Source organism: Nocardioides sp. Root151, from assembly GCF_001427925.1.
Taxonomy (GTDB): domain Bacteria; phylum Actinomycetota; class Actinomycetes; order Propionibacteriales; family Nocardioidaceae; genus Nocardioides.
In genome coordinates this window covers 23093-44002 of the sequence record NZ_LMGG01000001.1, presented here as the reverse complement: position 1 = coordinate 44002, position 20910 = coordinate 23093, and the positions used below count along the sequence as shown (strand labels likewise).

Here is a 20910-nt window from a genome sequence, read left to right as displayed (position 1 = left end):
TAGGCTTGTGACCATGTTGAGCCCGCACATGCCCGAGCTGCGCGCCCTCGAACTGCTGGTCGTGGTGGCCCGCACCGCCAGCCTGAGCGCCGCCGCCGTTGAGCTCGGCATCAGCCAGCAGGCCGCGTCCTCACGGGTGCGCACCATGGAGTCGTTGGTCGGTGCCACGCTCCTGGCCCGCACACGGCGCGGGTCCGAGCTCACCCCGACGGGCGAGCTCGTCGTGCAGTGGGCGAGCCGGGTGCTGGACGCCGCCGAACAGCTCGACGCCGGCATCACCGCCCTGCGCCAGGACCGACGCGGGCCGCTCGGCATCGCGGCCAGCCTGACCATCGCGGAATACCTGCTGCCCTCATGGCTGGTCGGCGTACGCACGGCGCAGCAGCGCTCCGGAGTGGCGACGACCGAGTTCACACTGACCGCCACCAACAGCGATCACGTCGCCGAGCTGGTCAGGGCCGGCGAGGCCGAGCTCGGGTTCGTCGAGGGTCCCGAGGCGCCTGCCGGCCTGCGACGCCAGGTGGTGGCGGTCGATGAGCTCGTCGTGGTGGTGGCGCCGAGTCATCCGTGGGCGCAGCGACCGAGCCGACGGGTCAGCGTGCACACCCTGGCGGCCACGCCCCTGGTGGTGCGCGAGGCCGGCTCCGGCACGCGCACCGTGCTCGAACGGGCGCTCGCGCACCTGGCCGCCGTCGACCCGGCACTCGAGTTCTCCAGTACGGCGGCCGTGCGCGCGGCCGTGGCCGCGGGTGCGGCGCCTGCGGCGCTCAGCGTCCACGCCGTCCACGACGACCTGGCCGCGGGTCGGCTGGTCCGGATCGCCATCAGCGGGCTGGAGCTGCCGCGGCCGCTGCACGCCGTGTGGAAGGGCGGCGCGCGACCGCCGGCGGGCCCGGCCCGCGAACTCGTCGACTGGGCGACCAGCTCACGGTCCTGACGGGCTCAGGGCGACTCCGGGTGCTCGGGTGCCCGGCCACCGGCCAGACGCGGAATCACGACCAGGGCGACGGTCGCGAGCACCACCATGCCAAGGCCGACGACCGTGGCTGTCTGTCGATCGACGACGACGTCGAAGACGAACACCGCCAGACCGGTGACGAGCAGTCCGATGAGGAACATCACGACCTGCGCCAGGTGATGACCAGCCATCACCAGGCGCTGCTTGCGCCGCCACCGGAAGACCCGGCGGTGAAGGGCGATCGGCGAAAGCAGGAGTGTCGTGGTGGTGGCCGCGAGCAGCACCAGCACCAGGTAGAGGTGCCGCTGGAAGTCATCCAGGTCGGAGAACGCCGACTGGAACGGCAGCGTCAACAGGAAGCCGCCGAGGATCTGTACGCCGGTCTGCAGCACCCGGAACTCCTGCAGCAGGTCGTCCCAGTTGCGGTCCGCGCGCTCCTCGGTGGACTCGTCGCGGCCCTTCGGCTCAGCCGCTGGCGTCACGAGCCGCGCCAGCCTCGGTCGTGGCGCCCTCGGTCTGCAGCTTCCCGCCCTGGTCCTCCAGGTGGGCGCGGACGAACCAGTGGAAGAGCTCGAGCTGCTCGACCTGCCCGATCAGCACGTCCTGGGTCACCAGGTCGAGATCGTCCAGGGCCTTGATCGCCTCCCGGTAGGAGGTGATCACGCCCCGATACGTGATGTCGAGGGCGGCGAGGTGCTCCTGCGTGGTGGCCCGGCCGATGCTGTAGTCGTCACACGCGCGTTCCTTGACGAGGGCACCCGGGGTGCCGCGCGGTGCGCCACCCAACGTGGCGATCCGCTCGGCGAGGGCGTCGGCCATCGCGCGCACTGCGTCGACCTGCGGGTCGATCATCTCGTGGACGGCGATGAAGTGCGGCCCCACGACGTTCCAGTGCACGTGCTTGAGGGTGAGCTGGAGGTCGTTGGCGGCATGAAGGCGTGACTGCAGCAGGTCGATGATCTTCTGGGCCGCGCCCTCCTCGAGACCGGGAACCGTGTAGTGCAGCGCCGTGTCGGTAGCCATGCCCGGGCAGTACCCGCATCCGATTCCTTCATACGGGCACCGACTGCCGTACGCGGTGCGGGGTACCGGGGTCGCCGACATCGACGGAAGGGATGACTCTCACGATGACCAACGAATCGAGCACGACGAAGGTCGCCGTCCTGGTCGGCGCCGAGGGCATCGAGCAGGCCGAGCTCACCGGGCCGTGGGAGGCCCTGGCGGCCGCGGGGTGGCGGCCCGTGCTGATCTCACCCGAGTCGGGGGACGTGCAGGCCTACCACCACCTCGATCCCGCCGACAGCTTCACGGTGGACCAGAAGGTCGGTGACGCCGACCCGGGGGCGTACGCCGCCGTCGTACTGCCCGGCGGTGTGGCGAACGGCGACCAACTGCGCACCGACGAGACGTCCGTCGAGTTCGTCCGGCACTTCCTCGAGGCAGGTAAACCGGTGGCCGCGATCTGCCACGCCATCTGGACCCTGGTGGAGACGGGTGGCCTGGAGGGACGACGGCTCACGTCATGGCCGAGCCTCCAGACAGATGTCCGCAACGCCGGTGGCGAGTGGGTCGACGAGGAGGTCGTGGTCGACGGCAACTTGGTCACCAGCCGCAAGCCCGACGACCTGCCTGCCTTCAACAAGGCGCTCCTCGATCAGCTCGGGTCGGTCTGAGATGGCAACCCGCTCCGAGGAGGTGTACGTCGCCAACTGGGACCCGCGCCGGGCGGAGACGATCGACATGTTCGGCTCGGACGTCCTGCCCGGGCTCGGCAGCCACGAAGGCCCGGCGTGATGCGGGAGCGAGCAGTAGTCTCAGCCCATGCCTGACCAATCGACTGCCGGCGGGAACGACACCGGACCCTATTTCGCGGAGCTCAGCAAGGTGCTGATGTCCGACCATGACGTGGCAGGCACCCTGCAGCGCATCTGCGACCGATCGTTGGAGGTCGTTCCGGCGGCGGCCTTCAGTGCGATCACGGTGCGGCGACGCCGGGGCCGGCTCGAGACACTGGCGCACACCGACGAGATCGCCCTCCGCTGCGACGAGCTGCAGTACGAGTTCGAGGAAGGCCCCTGCATCGCGTCGGCCCTCGAGGACGAGCCCTACCTGATCCTCTCGACCAGCGATGACCAGCGCTTCCCGCTGTGGGGACCCAAAGTGGCGGACCTGGGCGTGCACTCGTTGATCAGCGTGCAGCTCTCCGCGGCGGCCATCGACCCCGACCGCGACCCGCTCGGCGCCATCAACCTCTATGCGACCAAGGTCGACACGTTCACCGAGGAGGACCTGCAGCGCCTCATCGTGTACGGCGTACACGCGGGCAACGCCCTGGCGACCTCCCACCTGGTGACGACATTGGGAGAAGCAGTGGAGCGACGCCACGAGATCGGTGTGGCACAGGGAGTGCTGCTGCAGCGGTACGGGCTCGACCAGGAGCAGGCCTTCGAGACCCTCCAGCGCTACTCCAGCCACGCGAACGTGAAGTTGCGCGACGTGGCAGCCCTGGTGATCGAGCAGGGCGGGTTGCCGGCCAGCTACAAGGATGTCGCCCAGGAGTCCTGAGTGGCGGCACCCGTGCGTCAGGGGTGCCGGCCGGATCGATGCCCTGCCGGTCTGAGGGATCCGCACGTGGGTACCGCGCGTCGGACACCGTGAGACGAAAGGAAGTGGACGCGATGCCGAAGCGCAAGCCTGGTCCCAGCGTCAAGGACCCAGAGCTCTACGAGGAGCTGCGCGACGAGGGGGCGAGCAAGGAGAAGTCGGCCCGGATCGCGAACAAGGCGGCCGCCAGCTCTCGCTCCAAGGTCGGGCGCAAGGGCGGGGAGTCCGGGTCGTACGACGACTGGACGGTCGCCGACCTGCGCTCCCGGGCGAAGGAGATCGGTATCGACGGCCGGTCGAAGATGAACAAGAGCGAGCTGATCAAGGCCCTCAGGAACCATTGAGCGCGGGCTGCCCGGTCGACAACGGGCTCCGGCCCAACTGCGCGAGGAGATCGGCGGGGTGGGCGAACACGGACCCCGCACCGGCGCCCCGCAACGAGGCTTCGTCGATGCCGCCGCAGAGCAGGCCGATGGTCGGAACCCCGCACGCCTGGGCGGCCTGTGCGTCCCAGACGGAGTCGCCGACCACGATCGCGCGCTCCGCGTCGACGGCATGCATCGCGGCCTGGATCAGGTCTGGCGCCGGCTTGCTGTGAGCGACCTCGGTTCCCGACAGCACCACCGTGAGGGATCCTGCGGCGTCGACGGTGGAGAGCAGTGCCTCGGTGACCTCCTGGCTGCCGGAGCTGGCCAGCACGAGTCGGTGTGTCGAGGCGAGGCGGCTCAGGAGGTCCGAGGCGCCACGTGTCTCGTGCACCTGCGACATGAGGTCGCGGAAGTGGCTGTCGTGGGCCCGGCGTACGTCGTCTCCGACGGCCCACTCGGCGGCCTCGCCGGCAACCTGCGCGACCAGGCGATCGCCGCCCATGCCGATGCAGCGGTGCACATCGCTCCCGCTGACCTGCAACCCGACGTCCCTGAAGGCGCCCATCCAGGCCACGACGTGCTGGTAGACGGAGTCGACCAGGGTGCCGTCGAGGTCGAACACGACCGTGTCGATCGGGGAGTGCTGCCCTGCGGGCATGTGCGGATCCTCTGCTTGGTGACTGTGTCAGTTTCCGTTACCCAATCCGGTCCAGCGCATGCCGTGAGGTCTGCTGACAGACGAAGGTCACGGGCATTCGCATGGGACCCGCTGCCTCGGGTACCGCGACCACTGGTCGTCAAGGTCGAGAGGTGCAGAGATGGGCAAGCGGGCAACGTTCGTCGCAGCAGGTGCTGGGTGCCTGGTCGGCGCATGTCTCGGGCGGGCTCGGCAGCGCGCCCGGGGTCCGCATCTCGTCGCCGCCGGTGCGCACCCTGCGGAGCTCGCCGCCATGCAGAAGGTGGCCCGTCGGTCGCGCCGCGCGGCCGCCGACGCGAGCGCCGCACTGATCAACGACCGCTTCCGGGGCCCATGAGGCCAGGGGAAACTCCTGTGCCGCCGTGCCGGAACCAGGGACTGGAAAACCGAGGTGTCGTGCGCTAAGTTGCGGTGCGACGGCATCATCTGCCGGAGCATCACGAGTGCCAACGAGGTCCACGGTTACACCTCTCGCTGAAGTCAACGGCGAGGCCCGAGCGAATTCCCCCGGGAGGCCGCCATGGCCAGCATTGATATCCAGAAGAATCCCTTCGACGACCTGCCCCGCGACCAGCGGCGCAAGCTCACCGCGAGTCTTCTCCAGCGCGCCGCGCGTGCCAGTACGCCGGAGGAACGAGCGCGGTTGCTCGAGGACGTCGTGCTCGCCAACGTGTGCGTGGCACGCAGCATCGCCTCGCGCTACAAGTCGCGCGGCATCGCGTCCGAAGATCTCGAGCAGGTGGCCAACGCGGCCCTCGTGCGCGTCGTCCAGAAGTTCGACGGGGAGCACGAGAGCGACTTCCTCGCCTATGCCGTGCCGAGCATCAGGGGGGAGATCCGTCGCTACTTCCGTGACCACGGCTGGGTGGTCCGCCCGCCGCGGCGCATCCAGGAGCTCCAGTCGCGGGTCATCGAGGAGCGGGACCGCCTGGGCAGCGAGGGGCGGCGCACGCCGAGCGACGGCGAGATCGCGGCTGCTCTCGACGTGCCCGAGCAGGAGGTGTCCGAGGCCCTCCGCGCGGAGGGTTGCTTCACCCCGACGTCGCTCGACGCCCCCGTGGGCGACGACGTGGGCGCCAGTCTGGGCGACATGCTGCCCGATCCGCAGGCCGACGAGGCTGCCGCGGCGGAAGCGCGCGTGATGCTGCGTCCGGTGGTGCGCAGGCTGTCCGCCCGAGACCGCAAGCTGCTCCGGATGCGCTTCTTCGACGAGCTCACCCAGCAGGAGATCGCCGACGAGTTCGGGGTCACCCAGACCCAGGTGTCCCGACTGCTGAGTCGCATCATGCGCGACCTTCGCAGCGGTCTCGTGGAAGGGCGCGAGGACATCGAGGCCTGACGATCGGGCATGCCGAAGCCCCAGTTGGATACCGTGAGGGGGATGGAGTGGCACGTTCTCGGCCAGAGGGGGCGACATGCCCACCACACCCACTGATGTCCAGATTCCGTCCGGGCTGCCCGTCCTGCCCGGCGTCGTCCTCACGGGCAGCTACCTGCTCACGGACGTCCCACCGCTCAACCGCGGTGACACCATGGACGCGATCGTGCTGCCACATCGACGGGTGGCGCTCATGGTCGCCGACGTGGTGGGCCAGGGCTTCGGTGCAGCCCTGGCCGTCACCCAGGTCCGGGCGATCCTGCGGGAGCGACTCACGGGTGGCGCGGGGCTGCTCGGTGCACTCGAGAGCGTCGACGCCTACGCCGAGCACCATCCGGAGACCTGCGCCACCACGATGTGCGTCGCCGTCCTCGACCTCGACAACGGGCATGTCGAGTACGGCACGGCCGGTCATCTGCCGCCCATGATCCTCACCCCCTTCCGGCCCGCACGCATGCTGCCGTCGGAGCAGGGGCGCCCCTTGGGGACCGGGGGCGACTTCCACACCGGGTGGGCGAAGCTGGCGCCGGACGACCTGCTGGTGCTCTACACGGACGGCCTGGTGCGCACCCCCGCTCGGTCGTTGGACCTGGCGAACGCACAGCTGCTGCAGGTGGCGGCGACGGCACTCGACCGGACGATGTCCGGCCCGGCGGTCCAGCGTGGGGACGAGGTGTGCCGGGCCATCCTGAACGGTGCCGGCACGGCCGGCGACGTACGAGACGACGTGGCGCTGATCGTGGGAGCGCGTAGCCCCGCCCCCGCGACGTACTCCATCCGCGCGTCGGCCAGCACGGCCTCGGCGTCGACGGTCCGTGACGGGCTGCGTGACTGGCTCGACGCGATCGGTGCGGGCCTCCTCGACCACATCGGACTCGACCATGCGCTCGCGGAGCTGGTCACGAACGCGACCCAACATGCCTACCCGGATGACACGCGAGATGCCGAGCGCCCGCTGTGGGTCGACGCCGCGCTGGACGACAGCGGGACGGTGACCGTCACGGTCTCCGACGCCGGCCGGTGGCGCGAGGAGGTCTCTGACGGCCGGGGACTGATGATGGCCGCCGCGCTGGCCGACAGCATGGACGTCCGCCGGGGCCCGCGCGGAACGGAGGTCGAGCTGCGGCTGAAGTTGGCCCGACCCGTGCAACTGCTCCAGTCCGAGCCGGAACCGCGGGCCGCCCCCGTGGTCGACGACCATGACGGAGAGCTCCACACGGTCGCTGCGCGGGGGAGCCTGGTCGCCAAGGGGCCGATCGACGGCGTGACCATCGAGGTCTTCGACGCAGCGCTGCACGAGGCGACCCGGGCGGGCACTGCCTCGGCCACGGTCGATCTCAGCGGGGTCACCCACCTCGCGAGCCCGGGGGTGCAGTCGCTCTTCGAGTTCCTGGCCCGCACCAAGAGGGCCGGGGCCGAGCTGACCTTCCTGGCACCGGCAGGTTCCCCGGCCGCCCAGATCATGACGCTCGTCGGACTGGTGTCGGCTTGATCCGGATTTGTCGGGAACTGCGCGGTATGAGCATGCACGGTCCGGGTACTGGCTTCTCGCGTCGGGGCCGATCGGCCAGTGCGGACCGGCTTCGACGTCCAGGCAACACACGGGCTGGCGCCTCACTCTGCACTGCTTGCGCGCGGCACTGCCGAACGAGTCCCGGCCCGCTCCTGATCGCGGAGCCCTCCCGTACGCCGTGCGAGGGCTCCGCGATCCACGTCCCGACGGCGAGGATTCCAGGGTGCGACTGCGACGGGTGTCACCGCACGATCCCGGCTGGAGCCGGCGCCGGGCCGGCCGCGGGTTCGTCTATCTCGACGAGGTGGGGGAACGGCTCCCGGACGACGACGCCCAGAGGATTCGGGACCTCGCCGTGCCGCCGGCCTGGCAGGACGTGTGGATCTGCCCGGTGGTCAACGGCCACCTGCAGGCGGTCGGCACGGACGCCGCGGGTCGCCGGCAGTACCTCTACCACCCGGACTGGCGGATCCGTCGTGACGCCGAGAAGTTCGAGCGCACCACGTCCCTGGGACGGGTGCTGCCGCGGATGCGCAGGGCGGTGTCGCGCCATCTCCGGGACGACGAGATGAGCGAGGCGCGCGCCTGTGCGGTGGCCGTTCGCCTCCTCGATCTCGGGTACTTCCGGATCGGCAACGACGTCTACACCGACGAGTACGGCAGCTTCGGTCTCACCACGCTCGAGCGACGACACGTGCGGGTCTCCGGTGAGGTCGCCACGTTCGACTTCGTCGGCAAGTCCGGGGTCGAGCACGTCGTGACCATCGACGACGCCAGGTGTGTCGCGGCGATCAAGGCGTTGCGGGCGCGCCGGGGTGGGCCCGATGAGCTGATGGCGTTCAAGCACGGTCGACGATGGCACCGGCTCGAGCCCGCCACGATCAACGACTACGTCCGTGAGGTCTCGGGAGTGGAGGTGACGGCCAAGGACTTCCGCACCTGGCACGCGACCGTGCTGGCCGCGGTGGCCCTGGCGCAGAGCCCGGAGCCGGGAGAGAGCAAGGCCTCACGCAAGCGGGCGGTGCGTGCGGCCATGGAGGAGGTCGCGGAGTATCTCGGCAACACCCCCACGGTGGCGAGGACGTCGTACGTCGACCCGCGAGTGCTCGACCTCTACGAACAGGGCGAGGTCATCGGCACCAGTCGATCCGCGTCGCAATCCGCGGTGGAGAAGGCAGTCCTGCTTCTGCTGGGTCAGTAGCATCGCCACGGTGAAGACCACCCAGATCCGCCTTGCGTCCCGACCCGTCGGTGAGCCCCAGGACAGCGACTTCTCGTTCGTCGACGAGGAGCTCCCGGCACTCGAGGAAGGACAGGTCCTGCTGCGCACGATCTACCTCTCCCTCGACCCCTACATGCGCGGCCGGATGAGCGCCGCCAAGTCGTACGCCGAGCCGGTCGAGGTCGGCGCCGTGATGATCGGCGGCACCGTGTGCGAGGTGCTCGAGTCGCGTTCATCCGCACTCCAGCCGGGTGACCTCGTGCTCGCCTTCGCCGGCTGGCAGACCCACGCCGTCGTCGACGCCGGTCAGACTCGCCGTCTCGACCCCGAGGCCGCACCGGTCTCGACCGCGCTCGGCGTCCTGGGCATGCCCGGCTTCACGGCGTACGCCGGACTCCTCGAGATCGGCAGGCCGAAGGCGGGGGAGACGGTCGTCGTCGCGGCGGCCACCGGTCCGGTCGGTTCCGCGGTCGGCCAGATCGCGAAGGTCAGGGGCGCCCGCGCGGTCGGCATCGCAGGCGGACCCGAGAAGTGCCGGGCCCTGCTCGAGGAGTTCGGCTTCGACGCGGCCGTCGACCACCGCTCGCCGACCTTCGTCGACGACCTCACCGCGGCCACCCCGGACGGCATCGACGTCTATTTCGAGAACGTCGGGGGCCCGGTGGCCGCTGCCGTGGCCCGACGCCTCAACACGTTCGCCCGCATCCCGGTGTGCGGCCTGGTCGCCAACTACAACGCGACCTCCGCGCCCGAGGGACCCGACCAGCTGCCAGCCTTCATGGGGAAGGTGCTGTCGCTCAGCCTGACCATCCGCGGGTTCATCCAGCAGGAGTTCGTGCCCACGCATCACGAGGACTTCCTGCGTGACATGGCCGGGTGGGTCGCCGACGGCTCGGTGCGCTACCGCGAGGACGTCGTCGACGGCCTCGACCAGACGCCCGAGGCCTTCCGCGGACTCCTGACCGGACGCAACTTCGGCAAGCTCTTGGTGCGCGTCGGCGACGCGTAGGTCACCCGCTCCCGACCCGCGCGGCGTCCGGTCGAGTGCGCGGCCGGGCTCCCGTGGCGGGCCGGGGGACGCGCGCGGGATAGAGTCCCGCCCGTGGGTATCCAGATCACGCCGAGCATCCTGAACGCCGACCTTGCCGACCTGGCCAACGAGGTACGCCGCATCGGCAGTGCCGACTGGGTGCACGTCGACGTCATGGACAACCACTTCGTGCCGAACCTGACCCTCGGGTTGCCGGTCGTGGAGTCGCTGGCCAGGTCGACGCCGTTGCCGATGGACGCACACCTGATGATCGAGGACCCCGACCGCTGGGCTCCGGCGTACGCCGAAGCCGGTTGCGGCTCGGTGACCTTCCACGTCGAAGCGGCCAAGGCACCCGTCCGCCTGGCTCGTGAGATCAGGGCCCAGGGCGCCCGCGCGTCGATGGCACTCAAGCCGGCCACGCCGATCGAGCCCTACGAGGACCTCCTCGCCGAGCTCGACATGCTGCTGATCATGACCGTCGAGCCGGGCTTCGGTGGCCAGAAGTTCCTCGACCTCTGCCTGCCCAAGATCCGCAAGGCGCGGGCGCTGATGGACAAGCACGGACTCGAGACCTGGCTCCAGATCGACGGCGGTGTCTCGCTCGAGACCATCGAGCGTTGCGCCGAGGCCGGTGCCGACGTGTTCGTCGCCGGGTCGGCCGTCTACTCCGCCCAGGACCCCGACGCCATGGTGCGCGAGCTCAAGGCGAAGGCCGAAGCCTCCGCCGGCTAGCTCACCCTGCACCCTGTCCGCATCGACCTGTCGCCAGTTCTGATCGACCTGTCGTGAGTTCGGGTCGACCTGTCGCCAGTTCGGCCCGAGAGTCAGAACTGGCGACGGGTCGTCAAGAACTGGCGACGGGTCGCGGAAGGGAGACGGGTGCAGTCTTGGTGGCCGGGCTCACATCCGCGCGCCGTGGGTGGTGTGGCAGGATTGCTCCCGTCGAGTTTTCAACTCGCGTGCTCTGGGGTCGGTGCAATTCCGAGCCGGCGGTGACTGGGTGAAGAGGTTTCACCCGGAAGTCCGCGACCCGGTCACAACCAGTGACCGGTTGACCAGGTGAGATTCCTGGACCGACGGTCAAAGTCCGGATGGGAAGTGCACGCAGTGGTTGATGCTCTGCGTGAGGCCGTCCGACGCGCAGCACGCACGAGTTGACCCCCTGCCGATCGACCCGCATCAAGCCCCAGAGTCCGCGACCGGACCGAGAGGGCAAGCGGATGACCAGGGTGATCACCGAAGACTCTGCCGTCGAATACTCTGCCGCCGAGCAACGCGCCATGCTGCGTGCGCTCGAGATCGCGGCCACCCCGGGCGTGCCCCTCGGCCCGAACCCACGCGTCGGATGCGTGCTCCTCGACGACGACGGCATCGAGGTCGCCGAGGGCTTCCACCGCGGAGCCGGCACGCCGCACGCCGAGGCGGCCGCACTCGCCGAGGCCGCCGGCCAGGCGCCGGGTGACCTTGCCCGCGGTACGACGGCCGTGGTCACCCTCGAGCCCTGCAACCACACCGGTCGAACCGGTCCGTGCGCCCAGGCCCTCATCGACGCCGGCGTACGTCGGGTGGTCTTCGCCCAGTCCGACCCGAATCCCGTGGCTGCCGGGGGAGCGGAGACGTTGCGGGCAGCCGGTGTCGACGTCGCGCACGGCCTTCACGAGGACGCCGCCCGACGACTCAACCGGGCGTGGACGTTCGCGGTCGAGCACCAGCGTCCTTTCGTGACCTGGAAGTTCGCGACCACCCTCGACGGCCGCAGCGCCGCTGCCGACGGCACCAGCCGCTGGGTGTCGTCACTGCCGGCCCGGCGTGACACGCACCGCCTGCGCGGTGAGTGCGACGTGATGATGGTCGGCGCCAACACGGTCGACGTCGACGACCCCGAGCTGACGGTGCGCGACGAGCTGGACCAACCCGTGGAGGCGCAGCCGCTGCGTGTGGTGATGGGGCTGCGCGACCTCCCGGCGACGAAGAGGATCTTCAACGACTTGGCGGAGAGCCTGCACCTGCGCACGCACGATCCGCGCGAGGCGCTGCAGCAGGTCTTCGACCTCGGACGCCGTCACGTCTTCCTCGAGGGCGGGCCGACCCTGGCCGCCGCCTTCCTCGAGGCCGGACTGATCGACGAGGTCGTCACCTACGTCGCGCCGATGCTGCTCGGCGCCGGACGCAACGCCGTGGCCGACCTCGGAATCAGCACGATCACCGACGCGTTGCACTTCGCGATCGACGACGTGACCGTGCTCGGCACCGGCGCCGAGACCAACATCCGCCTCACCATGACACCGAGTTCGTTGGTTGAGGAGCGAGCGCCAGCGAGCGTCTCGAAACCACACACAGAGGAGAGCTGAATGTTCACCGGAATCGTCGAGGAACTCGGCACGATCGAGGCGATCGAGTCCCAGGGTGACGCGATTCGCCTCTCCATCCGCTCGGCCGTCGTGCTCGACGGCACCGGCCTCGGTGACTCGATCGCCGTCAACGGCTGCTGCCTGACGGTCGTGGAGCACGACGAAGCCGTCTGGACCGCCGACGTCATGCAGGAGACCCTCGACAAGACCTCGCTCCTCGGCGTACAGCCGGGCGACAAGGTGAACCTCGAGCGTGCGGTCACCGTCGAGAAGCGCCTGGGCGGCCACATCGTGCAGGGCCACGTCGACGGCGTCGGCACCGTCGTACGCCGGACCCCCAGCGAGCACTGGGAGATCGTCGAGATCTCGATGCCCGAGGGCATGGGCCGCTACCTGGTCGACAAGGGCTCCATCACGGTCGACGGCATCTCCCTCACCGTCGTGGAGACCCACGGCGACACGTTCACCGTCAGCCTCATCCCCGAGACGTTGGCGCGTACCACCCTCGGCTTCCGGGGACCCGGCGACCGGGTCAACCTCGAGGCCGACGTCATTGCCAAGCACGTCGAGAAGTTGCTGGCCAGTGGCTACATCAACCAAGGAGACAGCACCAATGAAGGACCAGGCAATGAGTGACAAGGTGCGACTCGACAGTGTCGAGGACGCCATCGCGGACATCGCGGCCGGCAAGGCAGTTGTCGTCGTGGACGACGAGGAGCGCGAGAACGAGGGCGACATCATCTTCGCGGCCAGCAAGGCCACCCCGGAGCTGATGGCGTTCACGATCCGCCACTCGAGCGGCGTGATCTGCGTGCCGATGCCCGCCGAGATGCTCGACCGCCTCGAGATCCCGTTGATGACGCCGCACAACAAGGACAAGCTGCGGACGGCCTACACCATCTCGGTCGACGCCCGTGACGGCGTGAGCACCGGCATCTCCGCCGCCGACCGGGCGCACACCGCGCGCGTGCTGGCCGACTCCGCGACCGAGCCGTGGGAGATCACCCGTCCCGGCCACGTCTTCCCGCTGCGCTACCGCGAGGGCGGCACCCTGGTCCGTCGCGGCCACACCGAAGCCGCCGTCGACCTGGCCAAGCTGGCCGGGTTGACCCCGGCCGGCGTGCTCGTCGAGGTGGTCAACGACGACGGCACGATGAAGCGCGCCCCCGAGCTGCGCGCCTTTGCCGACGAGCATGGCCTGAAGATGATCTCGATCGAGGACCTCGTGCGCTACCGCCGCCGCACGGAGGTGCTCGTCGAGCGCGTCGCCGAGACCGACCTGCCCACGAAGTTCGGCGACTTCACTGGGTACGGCTACCGCATCACGATCGACGACAGCGAGCACATCGCCCTGGTGTACGGCGACATCAGCGGTGACGCGCCGGTGCTGACCCGGGTGCACTCGGAGTGCCTGACCGGCGACGTGTTCGGCAGCCACCGCTGCGACTGCGGTCCGCAGCTCGACGAGGCGCTCGAGCGGATCGTGGCCGAGGGCCGCGGCATCGTCGTCTACCTGCGCGGCCACGAGGGCCGCGGCATCGGGCTGGTCGCCAAGCTGCAGGCGTACGCGTTGCAGGACGGCGGGCGCGACACCGTCGACGCCAACCTCGACCTCGGGCTGCCCGCCGACGCGCGTCACTACGGCACCGCCACCCAGATCCTGCGCGACCTCGGGGTCGGCACGGTGCGATTGATGACCAACAACCCCGACAAGGTCAACAACCTCGAGGACTTCGGCATCACCGTGGCCGAGCGGGTGCCGCTGACGCCGCACCCCAACGACCACAACCTCGCCTACCTGATGACCAAGCGCGACCGTATGGGCCACGCGCTGCCGGACCTCGAGCCGGCGCCCACGTTGGACGGACACGACACGTTGGAAGGACAAGAGCTGTGAGTGGAGCGGGAGCCCCCGACCAGAAGCCGATCGACTGCCACGACCTGCGGGTCGCCGTGGTCGCCTCGAGCTGGCACGAGGAGGTCATGAACGGCCTCCTCGAGGGTGCCGACCGTGCCCTGCGCGCGCACCAGGTGGAGGCGCCGACCGTCGTGCGGGTGCCCGGCGCCTTCGAGCTGCCCGTGGTGGCGGCCGCGCTGGCCACGACGTACGACGCGGTGATCGCGCTCGGTGTCGTGATCCGCGGCGGCACGCCGCACTTCGACTTCGTCTGCAACGCAGCCACCGATGGGCTCGGTCGGGTCGCCCTCGACACCGGTACGGCGGTCGGCTTCGGCCTGCTCACCTGTGACGACGAGCAGCAGGCCCTCGACCGCGCGGGGTTGGCCGACTCCCGCGAGGACAAGGGGTGGGAGGCCACGTCCGCGGCGCTGGCCACCGCCCAGCTCCTCAAGCAGGTACGCCGCGGCATCATCGAGTGATCGCTCGTGAGACCGGCGCGGGACGCGGTCGTCGTACGCCGTAGGCTTGTCGACCGTGAAGACGTTCGAGGAACTCTGGGCCGAGCTCAACGAGAAGGCCCAGACCCGACCTGAGGGATCCGGCACGGTGCGACAGCTCGACGCCGGCGTCCATGCCATCGGCAAGAAGCTGGTGGAGGAGGCCGCGGAGTCCTGGATGGCCGCCGAGCATGAGGGCAAGGACGCAGCAGCCGAGGAGATCAGCCAGCTGCTCTACCACGCCCAGGTGCTCATGATCGCCACCGGCATCACTCTCGACGACGTCTACTCACACCTCTGAGGAACCCCCACATGACGCAGACCGCCAACCAGAAGCTCCTCCGGATCGCGGTGCCCAACAAGGGCTCGCTGTCCCAGTCCGCGACCGAGATCCTGCGTGAGGCCGGCTACCGCCAGCGCAGCGACACCAAGGAACTCGCCCTCATCGACGCCGAGAACGGAGTCGAGTTCTTCTACCTGCGTCCGCGTGACATCGCGTTGTACGTCGGCGAGGGCACGCTCGACATCGGCATCACCGGCCGCGACCTGCTCCTCGACTCCGGCGCCGAGGCCGAGGAGGTGGTCCAGCTCGGGTTCGGCCGTTCGAAGTTCTTCTTCGCCGGCCCGGCCGGCCAGTTCACCGACGCCTCCGAGCTCGAGGGCAAGCGCATCGCCACGTCGTACGTCGGTGTGGTGCAGCAGTTCCTCGACAAGCGCGGCATCAACGCGACCGTGACCCGCCTCGACGGAGCCGTCGAGACCAGCATCCAGCTCGGCGTCGCCGACGTGATCGCCGACGTCGTCGAGACCGGCAGCACCCTGCGTGCCGCCGGCCTCGCCACGTTCGGAGAGGTCGTGCTCGAGTCCGAGGGTGTGCTGATCACCCGCGGTGGCGACCGACCGGCCGGGTTCGACGTGTTCCTGCGTCGTCTCCAGGGCGTCCTCGTGGCCCGCTCCTACGTGATGATGGACTACGACATCCGCAGCGAGCACGTCTCGAAGGCGGTCGACCTGACCCCCGGCATCGAGAGCCCGACGGTCAGCCCGTTGCATCGCGAAGGGTGGGTCGCGGTGCGTGCGATGGTGCCCCGCGACGGCGCCCAGAGACTGATGGACGAGCTCTACGACATCGGTGCCCGCGGCATCCTGCTGACCGACATCCACGCCTGTCGGGTGTGAGCGCGGCCGTGTCCGAGCTGACACTGCCGCACACCTGGCGGCCGTTGGGCGTCCGCATGGCCGGCATCGCTGGCGGCGTCATGCTGCTGGTGCTGTGCGGTGCGACCTGGTTCCTCTTCGACTCCGAGGTGCGCGAGACGTTCACGCTGTTCCAGCGTGGCACCGCGCTGCTGCTCGGACTGTTCGTGGCGTCGCTGGTCCACGCGCTGGTCCGGGCCAGGGCGGTCGCCACCAGCGAGGGGCTGCTGGTCGTCAACGGCTACCGGACCCGGTTCTACGAATGGGCCGAGATCGTCGCGATCCACCTGCCGCGCGGGGCACCGTGGGCCACGCTCGACCTGGCCGACGGCACCACGTGTGCGGTGATGGCGATCCAGGGCAGCGACGGCGCCCGCGCCAAGCAGGCGGTCCGAGAGATCCGTTCCCTGTTGGGCTGAGTGCCTGAGTGGCTCAGAGCGCCCGGATGCCCCACGAGACGGAGAGCTCGCCACCGTCCGGAGCGAGGGTCGTGAGGTCCTCACCCGACCGGAACGCGTTGGCCTGTGCGGTCATCGGCTCGACTGCCAGCGAGCGGCGTGCCGTCGCGGGCACGTCGTCGGCCGAGTAGACCTGCAGCCACCTCACGTTGTCGTCGACCCAGAGGGTCACGCCCCGCTGCGGCCCCTGGAGTACGACGACCGCACGGCCGGCCTCGTCACGCACCAGGTCGGTGAATGAGTCGTTGAGCACGGTGGCCCGGATCGGCCGCGAGACCCGGAAGTCGAGCTCGGTGCCCTCCACCTCCTCGCTGCCGACCGGCAGCAGGCGGTCCGCGGAGACGAGAGAGCGCCGGGCCGCGGGCAGGGTCAGCTCCCAGTCGTCGATCGGCCCGTCACCCGCGAGCAGATACGGGTGCGCGCCGCAGGCATAGGGCGCGGGCGAGTCGGAGAGGTTCGTGGCGGTCTGGGTGACCGTGAGCCCGTCGGCGGACAGGTCGTAGAGCACGTGCAGGTCGACCGCCCACGGGTAGCCGGTCTGCGCCATCACCCGCAGCGTCAGCGACACCGAGTTCGGCGAGTGCTCCTCGAGGGTCCAGGCCGCCCACCGGGCCAGGCCGTGGGAGGCGTTGTGGCGCCTGGGCTCGGTCAGGGCGAGCTGGTGGTCCCGGCCGCCGAAGGAGTACTGCCCGTCCTCGATCCGGTTGGGCCACGGCATCAGCAGCTGCCCGCGACCACCGGAGGCCGTCTCCGACTCGTCGAACCCGTCGACCAGCTCAGTGCCGTCGTACGACAGGTGCCGCAACGCGCCACCGCTCTCCGTCACCACGGCCCGGTAGCCACCGCCGCTGATCTCGAACTGTTCCCCCGAAGGCATCACCATGGACTCACCCTATGGTTCTGGTTCCGTCGACCCGCAGGTCAGCAGTGCCGGGCAGCCCGTGTGCCGCGAAGAACCGCGCCTCGTCGACCATGAAGCCGGCCCACAACGCCCGGTGCCCCGCCTCGTCCCACGGCTCGCCCTCCCGGGCATACAGGGCACGGTCGCGGGCGAGGCCTCGCTCGAGCCGCAGGTCGTCGGGCGCGGAGACCCAGACCAGCGTGCTGCGGTACGGCGCCAACGCCCGGTCGCCCGAGCCGACACCCTCCAGCACCAACAACGGCGACGGCGGCACGTCGTGTCGCTCCGCGAAGGCGCCCAGGACCCAGTCGTAGCGCCGGTAGTGACCCGTCTCGCCGGCGGCCAGCGGCACCACGACCTGGTCGTGCAGGCGCGCGCCGGTATCGCCGTTCAGGCCGCTCCAGCCGTCGTACATGTCGTCCATGTGCAGCACGACGGCGCCGGGCACCGCCTCCGCGAGGGCGGTCGCCAACGTGGTCTTGCCGGAGCCGGCCGGGCCGTCGACGCAGACCAGACGACCGCCGGCGAGCCGACCCGGTCGCGCCCGCGCGTGCTCGAGGACGGCCGCGACGACATCGGTCATCAGAAGGCGTTGCCGGTGCCCCGGTAGGTCGGCACGGAGTCGGTGATCGCGGACCCGGAGAGCAGGTGCACGGTGTCGGTGTGCTCGAACGGCTCGCCCGACTTGGCGTGCCGGAACCAGACCAGCTCGCCGATCTTCAGGCGCGAGGCGGGGTGCCCGGTCAAGGGGGTCTGCACCTCGCCGGCGCCTTCGAGCCCGGTCAGGTGCAGCCCGGGCGGCGCCCACGGGATCGGTGCACGGTCGGCGCCGGTGGGTCCGGAGGCGATGAAGCCCCCGCCGGCCACGGTCACGACGTTCGCGGACGGTCGTCGTACGACGGGAACCGCGAAGAACGACGCCGGACGTGGCGTGAACGACTGGTAGTGGTCGAAGAGGCCGGGCACGAGCAGACCGGACCCGGCGGCCACCTCGGTGACGACCGGGTCGGAGGCGGAGGACTCCACCGATCCCGAGCCGCCGGCGTTCCAGAACTCCAGCGGCGCGATCTGGCGCAGCGCCGCGTTGATCTCGTGGCGACGCACCTTCAGCTGCTCGACCGAGGCCGACTTCAGCCGGCGCACGATCATCGACTTCGCGCGCTGCGACGGTACGTCGTCGGGCACACCGGCGACCTGTCCCTCGTAGGTCATCACGCCGACGAGCGTGAATCCGGGTCGGTCGGCGATCGCCCGGCCCAGCGCGGTCACGGCGGCCGTGTCGTAGAGCGGCGAGCGCTTGGGGCCGACGTGCTGGCCGCTGATCCTCAGTCCGGCGTCGACGTCGATCGCGATCCGGATCGCCACCGCCTTCGACGAGCGCACCGAGTCGATGATCTCGAGGTGGTCGACCGAGTCGACCATGAGCGTGATCGCCGAGGCTGCGGACGGTGAGCTGACCAGCCGCCCGAGGGCGTCGCGGTCGACGGTCGGGTAGCCCATCACGATGTCGTCGGCGATGCCGTTCTCGTGCAGCCACAGGGCCTCGCGCAGTGTGTAGCCGAGCACGCCGTGGAAGCCCGGCCGAGCCAGTGCCCGCTGCAGCAGTGCGGGCACCCGCAGGGACTTGGAGGCCACCCGGATCGCCGTGCCGGACGCCCGCCGGACCAGGTCGGCCGCGTTGGCGTCGAAGGCGTCGAGGTCGACCACCATGGCCGGTGTGCGCAGGTGCCCGGGAAGGTCGGCGACGGCCGCGTCGAGTCGCGCCCGCAGACGATGGCGGGCGATGCCGTCGTCCATCAGTTGATGCCGCGCTTCTTCAGGATCGCCTCGATGTCGGCCAGGTCGTCGTCGATCGCAGGCGCGCCCTTCTGCGACGAGGGCGGCAGGGCCTTGCGCTGCTTGCGCTTCGGCTTGACCTCCGGCGTTTCCTCGCCCGGACTCGACTCACCGCGAGCGGACAGCCAGCCGGAGACACCGAACAGCACGACCGAGGTGCCGGCCAGCAGGATGCCCAGCCACACCAGGGGGCTGAACACGAAGCCGGTCGCCCAGTCGGCCACCGACGAGGTGATCTCGCCGAACATCTCGAGGGTGCCGGTGAAGTACGCCGCGGCCGGCAGCAGCGTCAGCGCGGCGCCGCGGGTGGCCGAGGCGGCGCCACGATTGCGTGCGGCGTACCAGGTCCACAGGCCGCCGCACACGGTCAGGGCCAGGGCGAGGGCCTGCCAGCTCACTTCGGACATGCCTCCAGCATTTCACATGTCCGGTGATCCGGCGTGGGTACGGTGCCGGGCGGGCGTCGTCGACTGCGTCGGCGGGCCCTCAACCGCGGCATTCCTCGATCACCTCGAGCAACGCCAGCAGGCCGGGCCGCACGTGTTCGGTGTCGATGCAGGAGAAGCCCACGCGCACGAACCCGGAGCCGGTCGCGGCGTCGGCGAAGTAGAGCTCGCCGGGGTCGATCAGGATGCCGCGCTCGCGTGCGGCAGTCACGACGTGATCGCTCGTCGCGCCGTCGGGAAGTCGCAGCCACAGCGCCGTACCGCCGGGAGGGAAGACCTGGTCCGGGAAGCGGGTGTGCAGCGTCCCGGTCGCGACCTCCCAACGGACGGCGAGCTCACGCCGGTAGGCGTGCAGCGACCTGGTGAACGAGCCGTCCCGCATGAAGAGGGCCAGTGCGCGTTGGGTGACACCGGGGACCTGGCGGTGGACATAGCGGCGCCGCCAGGCCAGGGCCCTGATCAGCGCCGGGTCCGCGACCACGAAGCCGACCCTGATGCCCGGGGCGAGGAGCTTCGACATCGAGCCGAGGTAGATCACCCGGTGCGGGTCGTGGGACGCGATCGCGGGCGTCGGGCGTCCGCGGTAGCAGAGCTCGCTGTCGTAGTCGTCCTCGATGACCAGGAAGTCGTCGTCGCGGGCCCGCCGGATCAGGTCGAGTCGGCGGTCGGGGGACAGCGTGACGTTGCTGGGGTGCTGGTGTGACGGCGTCGTGTAGCAGAGGGACGTCTCGCGGGTGAGGTCGTCGACCCGCAGGCCCTGGTCGTCGACGGGCACCGGCACCAGCTCGGCCCCACGGGCCGCGAACACGTGGCGGGCGTCGACGTAGCCGGGATCCTCGACCACGACGTGGTCGCCGCGCCGGACCAGGGTGTCGGCCAACAGGGCAAGGGCCTCCTGGGCGCCGAGGGTGATCAGCACGTTCTCGCGTTCGACGAAGATGCCGCGGCTCGGCAGCAACGACCGGCGCAGCTCGTCGATCAGGAGCATGTCGTCGATGAGGTTGTCGTCGAGCGAGGCGTGGCGGTGGTCGTCGCCCAACGACTTGCGCACGGCAGAGAGCCACTGGCGATCGGGGAAGAAGCGGGCGTCGTGCTGCCCGGTGATGAAGGGGTACGGGTAGGTCCACCACTCGGGAACCCGTTGCAGGTGGGGGATTCCCGGGGTGACCGGTTGCCGGATCCAGCGGGCCCAGGCGACGTCGCCGCCCGACTCGGTGGGTGCGTCGGCGACCGTCGCGTGGGTGTTCACGAAGACGCCGCTGCGCGGTGCGCTGCGCAGGTAGCCCCCGGCGATCAATTCGTCGATCGCGGTCTGCACGGTCATGCGGGAGACGCCGAGCTGCTCGGCCAGCATGCGGCTCGAGGGAATCCGCTCTCCAGCCCGCCACGACCCGGTGAAGATCAGCTGCTCGACCATCGTGCGGACCCGCACGTGCAGCGGGAAGACCGACGGGACTCCGTCGAACACCTCGCTCACGAGAATCGTCGAGGCCGGCATGCCGATCTCCCATCTGGACTGGTCGGATTGCTGAAACTGGATCTTGTCCTAGT

25 protein-coding genes and 1 riboswitch are annotated in these 20910 nt (G+C 70.1%); of the genes, 17 read left to right on the top strand and 8 right to left on the bottom strand.

Going from position 1 to position 20910, the window contains the following annotated elements; genetic code table 11:
* Window positions 1-13: 13 nt before the first annotated feature.
* Window positions 14-937, top strand: a complete 924-nt coding sequence (locus tag ASD66_RS00240; RefSeq protein WP_056889706.1) for a LysR family transcriptional regulator — start codon at window positions 14-16, stop codon at window positions 935-937.
* Between the two features lie 5 nt (window positions 938-942).
* On the opposite strand, the gene ASD66_RS00235 is transcribed toward ASD66_RS00240, so the two are convergent.
* The gene (locus ASD66_RS00235; RefSeq protein WP_056889705.1) at window positions 943-1440 is read right to left on the bottom strand and encodes a DUF6328 family protein; all 498 of its coding nucleotides are present in this window, start codon (window positions 1438-1440) and stop codon (window positions 943-945) included.
* On the bottom strand, window positions 1424-1981 hold the full coding sequence (locus ASD66_RS00230) for a Dps family protein (RefSeq protein WP_056889704.1): 558 nt from the start codon (window positions 1979-1981) through the stop codon (window positions 1424-1426). The genes ASD66_RS00235 and ASD66_RS00230 overlap by 17 nt, the downstream gene beginning before the upstream one ends.
* Before the next feature lie 104 nt (window positions 1982-2085).
* Here ASD66_RS00230 and ASD66_RS00225 point away from each other — a divergent pair, with 104 nt between their 5' ends.
* The 3 genes from ASD66_RS00225 (at window position 2086) to ASD66_RS00215 (ending at window position 3906) form a co-directional block, all read left to right on the top strand.
* Window positions 2086-2631 (top strand): type 1 glutamine amidotransferase domain-containing protein, encoded by a 546-nt coding sequence (locus ASD66_RS00225; RefSeq protein WP_056889703.1) that lies wholly within the window; start codon window positions 2086-2088, stop codon window positions 2629-2631.
* 148 nt (window positions 2632-2779) lie between these two features.
* Complete coding sequence (locus ASD66_RS00220; RefSeq protein ID WP_056889702.1) at window positions 2780-3523, top strand: GAF and ANTAR domain-containing protein; 744 nt, start codon at window positions 2780-2782, stop codon at window positions 3521-3523.
* A 113-nt stretch (window positions 3524-3636) separates the two neighbouring features.
* A complete protein-coding gene (locus ASD66_RS00215) occupies window positions 3637-3906 on the top strand; it encodes a Rho termination factor N-terminal domain-containing protein (protein ID WP_056687392.1) in 270 nt (89 codons plus the stop codon).
* On the opposite strand, the gene ASD66_RS00210 is transcribed toward ASD66_RS00215, so the two are convergent.
* Complete coding sequence (locus ASD66_RS00210) at window positions 3893-4588, bottom strand: HAD family hydrolase (RefSeq protein WP_056889701.1); 696 nt, start codon at window positions 4586-4588, stop codon at window positions 3893-3895. The genes ASD66_RS00215 and ASD66_RS00210 overlap by 14 nt on opposite strands.
* Window positions 4589-4748: 160 nt before the next feature.
* On the opposite strand from ASD66_RS00210, the gene ASD66_RS24325 reads away from it, so the two are divergent.
* The 13 genes from ASD66_RS24325 (at window position 4749) to ASD66_RS00150 (ending at window position 16137) form a co-directional block, all read left to right on the top strand.
* Window positions 4749-4964, top strand: coding sequence for a hypothetical protein (locus ASD66_RS24325; protein ID WP_056686942.1), 216 nt, complete (start codon window positions 4749-4751; stop codon window positions 4962-4964).
* Window positions 4965-5147: 183 nt separating this feature from the next.
* The gene (locus ASD66_RS00205) at window positions 5148-5966 is read left to right on the top strand and encodes a sigma-70 family RNA polymerase sigma factor (protein WP_056686939.1); all 819 of its coding nucleotides are present in this window, start codon (window positions 5148-5150) and stop codon (window positions 5964-5966) included.
* Between the two features lie 76 nt (window positions 5967-6042).
* The gene (locus tag ASD66_RS00200; RefSeq protein WP_056889700.1) at window positions 6043-7497 is read left to right on the top strand and encodes a SpoIIE family protein phosphatase; all 1455 of its coding nucleotides are present in this window, start codon (window positions 6043-6045) and stop codon (window positions 7495-7497) included.
* A gap of 244 nt (window positions 7498-7741) precedes the next feature.
* On the top strand, window positions 7742-8719 hold the full coding sequence (locus ASD66_RS00195; protein WP_056889699.1) for a DNA topoisomerase IB: 978 nt from the start codon (window positions 7742-7744) through the stop codon (window positions 8717-8719).
* A 10-nt stretch (window positions 8720-8729) separates the two neighbouring features.
* Window positions 8730-9749: an NADP-dependent oxidoreductase gene (locus ASD66_RS00190; RefSeq protein ID WP_235529913.1), complete on the top strand. Its 1020-nt coding sequence runs from the start codon at window positions 8730-8732 to the stop codon at window positions 9747-9749.
* 93 nt (window positions 9750-9842) lie between these two features.
* Window positions 9843-10505 (top strand): ribulose-phosphate 3-epimerase, encoded by a 663-nt coding sequence (gene rpe / locus ASD66_RS00185; RefSeq protein WP_056686924.1) that lies wholly within the window; start codon window positions 9843-9845, stop codon window positions 10503-10505.
* 223 nt (window positions 10506-10728) lie between these two features.
* A riboswitch (FMN riboswitch) is annotated at window positions 10729-10881 on the top strand.
* Window positions 10882-10993: 112 nt separating this feature from the next.
* Window positions 10994-12124 (top strand): bifunctional diaminohydroxyphosphoribosylaminopyrimidine deaminase/5-amino-6-(5-phosphoribosylamino)uracil reductase RibD, encoded by a 1131-nt coding sequence (ribD, locus tag ASD66_RS00180; RefSeq protein ID WP_235529912.1) that lies wholly within the window; start codon window positions 10994-10996, stop codon window positions 12122-12124.
* Window positions 12125-12760, top strand: coding sequence for a riboflavin synthase (locus tag ASD66_RS00175; RefSeq protein ID WP_056889698.1), 636 nt, complete (start codon window positions 12125-12127; stop codon window positions 12758-12760). It begins immediately after the preceding gene.
* Window positions 12753-14021, top strand: coding sequence for a bifunctional 3,4-dihydroxy-2-butanone-4-phosphate synthase/GTP cyclohydrolase II (locus ASD66_RS00170; protein WP_056686916.1), 1269 nt, complete (start codon window positions 12753-12755; stop codon window positions 14019-14021). The genes ASD66_RS00175 and ASD66_RS00170 overlap by 8 nt, the downstream gene beginning before the upstream one ends.
* Window positions 14018-14503 carry a 6,7-dimethyl-8-ribityllumazine synthase gene (gene ribH, locus ASD66_RS00165; protein WP_056686912.1) on the top strand — a complete coding sequence of 162 codons (486 nt, stop codon included), beginning with the start codon at window positions 14018-14020 and terminating at the stop codon, window positions 14501-14503. The genes ASD66_RS00170 and ribH overlap by 4 nt, the downstream gene beginning before the upstream one ends.
* Before the next feature lie 55 nt (window positions 14504-14558).
* Window positions 14559-14822, top strand: coding sequence for a phosphoribosyl-ATP diphosphatase (locus ASD66_RS00160; protein ID WP_056687390.1), 264 nt, complete (start codon window positions 14559-14561; stop codon window positions 14820-14822).
* A gap of 11 nt (window positions 14823-14833) precedes the next feature.
* Window positions 14834-15700 (top strand): ATP phosphoribosyltransferase, encoded by an 867-nt coding sequence (gene hisG, locus ASD66_RS00155; protein ID WP_056889697.1) that lies wholly within the window; start codon window positions 14834-14836, stop codon window positions 15698-15700.
* Window positions 15701-15708: 8 nt separating this feature from the next.
* A complete protein-coding gene (locus ASD66_RS00150; RefSeq protein WP_235529911.1) occupies window positions 15709-16137 on the top strand; it encodes a PH domain-containing protein in 429 nt (142 codons plus the stop codon).
* Window positions 16138-16150: 13 nt separating this feature from the next.
* Here ASD66_RS00150 and ASD66_RS00145 read toward each other — a convergent pair whose 3' ends face one another.
* The 5 genes from ASD66_RS00145 to ASD66_RS00125 all read right to left on the bottom strand — a co-directional run bounded on the left by ASD66_RS00145 (window position 16151) and on the right by ASD66_RS00125 (window position 20857).
* The gene (locus tag ASD66_RS00145) at window positions 16151-17059 is read right to left on the bottom strand and encodes an aldose 1-epimerase family protein (protein WP_056889696.1); all 909 of its coding nucleotides are present in this window, start codon (window positions 17057-17059) and stop codon (window positions 16151-16153) included.
* A 4-nt stretch (window positions 17060-17063) separates the two neighbouring features.
* Window positions 17064-17660 (bottom strand): uridine kinase, encoded by a 597-nt coding sequence (locus ASD66_RS00140; protein ID WP_056889695.1) that lies wholly within the window; start codon window positions 17658-17660, stop codon window positions 17064-17066.
* The gene (locus tag ASD66_RS00135) at window positions 17660-18874 is read right to left on the bottom strand and encodes an amino acid deaminase/aldolase (protein ID WP_082599259.1); all 1215 of its coding nucleotides are present in this window, start codon (window positions 18872-18874) and stop codon (window positions 17660-17662) included. The genes ASD66_RS00140 and ASD66_RS00135 overlap by 1 nt, the downstream gene beginning before the upstream one ends.
* Window positions 18874-19320, bottom strand: coding sequence for a hypothetical protein (locus ASD66_RS00130; RefSeq protein WP_056889694.1), 447 nt, complete (start codon window positions 19318-19320; stop codon window positions 18874-18876). Before ASD66_RS00130 ends, ASD66_RS00135 begins: the two co-directional genes overlap by 1 nt.
* Before the next feature lie 79 nt (window positions 19321-19399).
* Window positions 19400-20857 carry a PLP-dependent aminotransferase family protein gene (locus ASD66_RS00125; RefSeq protein WP_056889693.1) on the bottom strand — a complete coding sequence of 486 codons (1458 nt, stop codon included), beginning with the start codon at window positions 20855-20857 and terminating at the stop codon, window positions 19400-19402.
* Between the last annotated feature and the right edge of the window lie 53 nt (window positions 20858-20910).

What these genes read in the sequence shown, in the direction of transcription:
- ASD66_RS00215 (WP_056687392.1), top strand. Translation starts at nt 3,637, where the DNA reads ATGCCGAAGCGCAAGCCTGGTCCCAGCGTCAAGGACCCAGAGCTCTAC.
- ASD66_RS00125 (WP_056889693.1), bottom strand. Translation starts at nt 20,857, where the DNA reads ATGCCGGCCTCGACGATTCTCGTGAGCGAGGTGTTCGACGGAGTCCCG.
- ASD66_RS00200 (WP_056889700.1), top strand. Translation starts at nt 6,043, where the DNA reads ATGCCCACCACACCCACTGATGTCCAGATTCCGTCCGGGCTGCCCGTC.
- ASD66_RS00220 (WP_056889702.1), top strand. Translation starts at nt 2,780, where the DNA reads ATGCCTGACCAATCGACTGCCGGCGGGAACGACACCGGACCCTATTTC.
- hisG (WP_056889697.1), top strand. Translation starts at nt 14,834, where the DNA reads ATGACGCAGACCGCCAACCAGAAGCTCCTCCGGATCGCGGTGCCCAAC.
- ASD66_RS00170 (WP_056686916.1), top strand. Translation starts at nt 12,753, where the DNA reads ATGAGTGACAAGGTGCGACTCGACAGTGTCGAGGACGCCATCGCGGAC.
- ASD66_RS00230 (WP_056889704.1), bottom strand. Translation starts at nt 1,981, where the DNA reads ATGGCTACCGACACGGCGCTGCACTACACGGTTCCCGGTCTCGAGGAG.
- ASD66_RS00240 (WP_056889706.1), top strand. Translation starts at nt 14, where the DNA reads ATGTTGAGCCCGCACATGCCCGAGCTGCGCGCCCTCGAACTGCTGGTC.
- ribD (WP_235529912.1), top strand. Translation starts at nt 10,994, where the DNA reads ATGACCAGGGTGATCACCGAAGACTCTGCCGTCGAATACTCTGCCGCC.
- ASD66_RS00135 (WP_082599259.1), bottom strand. Translation starts at nt 18,874, where the DNA reads ATGGACGACGGCATCGCCCGCCATCGTCTGCGGGCGCGACTCGACGCG.
- ASD66_RS00225 (WP_056889703.1), top strand. Translation starts at nt 2,086, where the DNA reads ATGACCAACGAATCGAGCACGACGAAGGTCGCCGTCCTGGTCGGCGCC.
- ASD66_RS00130 (WP_056889694.1), bottom strand. Translation starts at nt 19,320, where the DNA reads ATGTCCGAAGTGAGCTGGCAGGCCCTCGCCCTGGCCCTGACCGTGTGC.
- ASD66_RS00145 (WP_056889696.1), bottom strand. Translation starts at nt 17,059, where the DNA reads ATGGTGATGCCTTCGGGGGAACAGTTCGAGATCAGCGGCGGTGGCTAC.
- ASD66_RS00175 (WP_056889698.1), top strand. Translation starts at nt 12,125, where the DNA reads ATGTTCACCGGAATCGTCGAGGAACTCGGCACGATCGAGGCGATCGAG.
- ASD66_RS24325 (WP_056686942.1), top strand. Translation starts at nt 4,749, where the DNA reads ATGGGCAAGCGGGCAACGTTCGTCGCAGCAGGTGCTGGGTGCCTGGTC.
- ASD66_RS00205 (WP_056686939.1), top strand. Translation starts at nt 5,148, where the DNA reads ATGGCCAGCATTGATATCCAGAAGAATCCCTTCGACGACCTGCCCCGC.
- ASD66_RS00210 (WP_056889701.1), bottom strand. Translation starts at nt 4,588, where the DNA reads ATGCCCGCAGGGCAGCACTCCCCGATCGACACGGTCGTGTTCGACCTC.
- ASD66_RS00140 (WP_056889695.1), bottom strand. Translation starts at nt 17,660, where the DNA reads ATGACCGATGTCGTCGCGGCCGTCCTCGAGCACGCGCGGGCGCGACCG.